This window comes from Kitasatospora sp. NPDC058406, from assembly GCF_042722765.1.
Taxonomy (GTDB): domain Bacteria; phylum Actinomycetota; class Actinomycetes; order Streptomycetales; family Streptomycetaceae; genus Kitasatospora.
In genome coordinates, this window is the sequence record NZ_JBHXKE010000362.1 from 3192 (window position 1) to 6723 (window position 3532).

3 protein-coding genes are annotated in these 3532 nt (G+C 68.2%); all 3 read right to left on the minus strand.

Going from position 1 to position 3532, the window contains the following annotated elements; genetic code table 11:
* Positions 1-129: 129 nt before the first annotated feature.
* The 3 genes from ACFWOG_RS38475 to ACFWOG_RS38485 are packed head-to-tail and all read right to left on the minus strand — an operon-like array spanning position 130 to position 3453.
* Positions 130-570: a DUF6262 family protein gene (locus tag ACFWOG_RS38475; RefSeq protein ID WP_380364185.1), complete on the minus strand. Its 441-nt coding sequence runs from the start codon at positions 568-570 to the stop codon at positions 130-132.
* Positions 560-2830: a tyrosine-type recombinase/integrase gene (locus ACFWOG_RS38480; RefSeq protein WP_380364187.1), complete on the minus strand. Its 2271-nt coding sequence runs from the start codon at positions 2828-2830 to the stop codon at positions 560-562. Before ACFWOG_RS38480 ends, ACFWOG_RS38475 begins: the two co-directional genes overlap by 11 nt.
* Entirely contained in the window at positions 2827-3453 is a 627-nt protein-coding gene (locus tag ACFWOG_RS38485; RefSeq protein WP_380364189.1) for a tyrosine-type recombinase/integrase, read from the minus strand. The genes ACFWOG_RS38480 and ACFWOG_RS38485 overlap by 4 nt, the downstream gene beginning before the upstream one ends.
* Positions 3454-3532 lie beyond the last annotated feature (79 nt).

Sequence of the window (3532 nt, forward strand, 5' to 3'; positions counted from 1 at the left end):
CCCACCTTTATATACCTTTCTTTGGTGGGGGCCCGCTTCTTTGTTTTATACCCCCGGGGGGGTGTCCCTGGTTCGCACGCGCCGCGCCCCCCGCCCCCCCCCCCACGACAGCGCGGTTTGGGAACCTCCTCAGCAAGGACCGATCGTTACCGAAGTGCGTCGGGAGGTTGCGGGTTGCTCAGTGCTGGCGATGCCGGCGGCGCGGAGTTGGCCGAGAGCGTGGGCGAGCTGTCGGCGGAGGCGCTGGTTGTCGGTGGTGAGTTCGCGGTTGCGGGACAGGGCCATCTCCAGTCGCCGGGCGAGGGAGGCGTCGCTGCCGCGCTGGCGGGCGGTCGTCGCTGGTGGCAGAGGTCGGCGGTCCAGGGACCTCAGTCGTTCGACCTCGGCGCGGATGTCCGACTGCGTGTAGAGCCACGAGCGCGAGACCTCCGCGTGGCGGGCTAGGGACTCGAAGGTCACCGGGGTGCCCATGGTGTCGAGTTCGCGCAGGGCCTTGATGGCCTTGGCACGGGTCAGTTCGTGCCGCCGCTGGGCCGAAACGGCGAGGTGGGCACTGTTGTCAGCCCGCATCGGCGACCTCCTGCGCGTCGGTGTCGTCCTGGTCGAGGGCGGTGATGATGCGGTCGAGGTTGCCCAGAACCTGCTGGTTCATCTCCACGAGCCGCTGCTGTCCGCGGGCCTCGGCAGCGGAGATGATCTGAAGGACCTGTTGGCGCTGCTGGCGGTGCTGGGGCAGGAACTCCGGGGTGGTGATGAACATCGGGCAGGTCAGGCAGGCATTCGCGTGCGGGCAGGTCTTCACCACGGGCAGACTGCAGAAGCCGTTGGGCAGGGCTTGGGTCGCGCGGCCGACGCGCTGTTTGGCCCAGGCGGCTTCGGCGAGCGGACCGTCCGGATCGAGCGTGACCCGCTCGCCGTTGATGTCGACCTTGCGGGCCTTCTCCCAGTGCCGGCGGACCGTGGTGTCGTGCAGACGCGCGTAGTGGGCGGTCATCTCGTGCGAGTCGTGATCAAGGATTTTGCGGACGACTTCCTGCGGGACGTCCCGGTTGATCAGCCTCGTGCCCAGCGTGTGTCTCCATTGATGCGGCGTCAGGTGAACTGGTTGGCCGTGCGCATCACGTATCTCGCAGCGTTCCAGCCAGGGGCCGAGGACCTGCCGGTAAGTGCCGCCGTTCATCGGCTGCTGTCCGTGCGGGTTCTTCAGCTTCCGCGGGAAGAGCACCGGGACGCCGGCGGGCCAGCGCTCGCGCAGTCGGCGCTGCTGGTCGCGGATGTCGCCTTCGAGCTCCTCGTCGATGGGGACCAGGGCCTCTCGCTTCATCTTGTGGTTGAGGTAGCGCAAGTAGGGGGCGCCGTCGCCGTCGTGAACCAGGCAGTCGAAGGGAAGCCGGGTCGCGTCCTTGATTCGCAGGCCGCAGCGCATCAGAATGACGGTGATCAGCCGGTAGGCCGGGTCCTGCCACCGGTCGAGATTGACCGGGTCTTCGAGCTGGGCCATGACGTCCTCGGCCAGGGCCCGGGGCATTCGCTTGGCGTGACGAGGGACATCTTCGGTGAAGAGCACCGCGTCCGCAGGGAGCGTGATGTCCCATCGGTGGCGGCGGACGTCCGTCAAGAAGATGCCCAACTGCCCAACCAGGCGGCGGTGGTGTTCCCCGCCGCCCAGAATCTGCAGCTCGGCGAGATAGCGCTCCAGCGCACTCCGGTTGACCTGGTCCAGGCGCTCGACCCCGAGTTCGGGACGAACGAGGAACCTCGCAAGCCGGGTCACGGACAGGATGCCGGTGCCGACACTTCCGACGCTGATCCCGCTGGTCAGACGCCACCTGGCCCAACGCTTGGTGAGGTCCTTGAGCCAGGGCTGAGAGATCGCGCCGAAGCGCAGGGTCGTCAGGGTTCCCTGGATGCCGAGGTTGTGCAGCCGCCATTCGTCGCGGGGGTATTCGACTTCCCATCCGGTGCCGTAGTACAGGTTCTCGACCTCGCGGCGCGCGTAGGCCAGGAACGGTCCGGACGCCTTCCGAGCACCCGGGACGGACAGGACGCGCTCGCACCACAGCGGCTCGGGCCACTCAAGCAGGGAGCACATGCCGCTGCGGGCCAGTACGTTGACAGCATGGCGGACCAGTTTGGGGATCAGACGGGCCTGCTGTTCGTCACTGCGCTGCTGCAGGACGTACTGGACCTCCAGCCGCAGCGGCAGGGCCAGGCTGAGCAGATCGATCGTCTCGCACTGGTCGGGCGTGTCCTCATGGGCAGCGGCGAACGCGCCGAGGTCAGGACGCCCGGCCTGGCGCCAGCGCCGGGCGTGCGAAGCACACAGCGGAGTCCGGGCGGTTGCCCACAACTCGCAAGAGGCTATGCGGCATTGGCCGTGCGGCGCGGGGGTGGTGACCGGGGAGCGGGTAGACAGCCAGGTGGCGAGGTCTGGCTGGCTGGCCTGGCGCCACTGGCGGATGTGCGCGACGCACAAGCCGGTGCTGTTCCTGCCGTAGCCGCAGCCCGGGACCGAACACGGCTTCATCGCGCCGTCGCCGCGGATATGGGCTGCCGTGCTCACCGCGAACTCTGCCTTGTCCGGGCGCCCCTGGTGGTTCCAGCGCTGGAAGTGTGCCTCGCACAAGTCGTGCAGGCGGGCGGCGCGTTGGCAGGTGGTGATCAGGCACGGACGGCTGCCGAAGACGGGATCAGTGGGGTCGATGAGCAGGACTGCGGCTCGGAAGTCGGGGCGGACCGCGGCCATCAGCTTCTCCCGCAGTCCGACCGGATATCCAGGGGCCGACTCGGGGCTCGCGGAAGCGCTCGGTGGAGTGTTCTCCCAGGTCACAGTCGTACCTCCCGGCCGCTGAACCAGCCCGCGTCCTGCAGCACCCGGCGGGCGTCCTCTGCGGTCAGGTGGCCGTAAACCGAGAGCGTGGTGCTCAGGTCTGCGTGTCCGAGGATCTTGGAGACCACCTCGATCGGGACGCCGTCGCGCAGCATCCTGGTCGCCGTGCCGTGCCGGAACCAGTGCGGGTCGAAGTCGATGCCGGTGCTGCGGCGGATGCGTCGGACCAGGTCGTATACCGCCGGGTAGGCCAGGGGGTGCCCGTGCGGGCGGCCCCAGAGGTTGACGAAGACGTAGTCGGAGTCGAGGTCGCCGTACTCGCCGTGCAGGTAGTCGGCATAGAGCCGTACCAACTCCGCGCTGATGGGGATCTGCCGGGACTGGCGGGACTTGGTTCGGGCCCCGTTGTCGTTGACCCGTGGCACCACGGCGAGTTCTCGTTCAGCCGCGGCGATGTCCTCGTGCCGCAGTCCGAGTGCCTCGCCGACCCGTACTCCGCTCTCGTGCAGCACCGCGAACAGGAACCGGTCCCGCAGCCGCGTGCAGGCGTCCAGGATGCTCTGGGACTCGGCGGCGGTCAGCACCCGGGGCAGCTTCTTCGGCGCCTTAAGAAGACATCTCATTTGGATAGCCGTCGGGTGCAGATGAGGGCTGCGGCGATGCTGGCGAAGGCTGCGAAGTGGTCGGCCTTGCGTTCGTAGC

What these genes read in the sequence shown, in the direction of transcription:
- ACFWOG_RS38475 (WP_380364185.1), bottom strand. Translation starts at nt 570, where the DNA reads ATGCGGGCTGACAACAGTGCCCACCTCGCCGTTTCGGCCCAGCGGCGG.
- ACFWOG_RS38485 (WP_380364189.1), bottom strand. Translation starts at nt 3,453, where the DNA reads ATGAGATGTCTTCTTAAGGCGCCGAAGAAGCTGCCCCGGGTGCTGACC.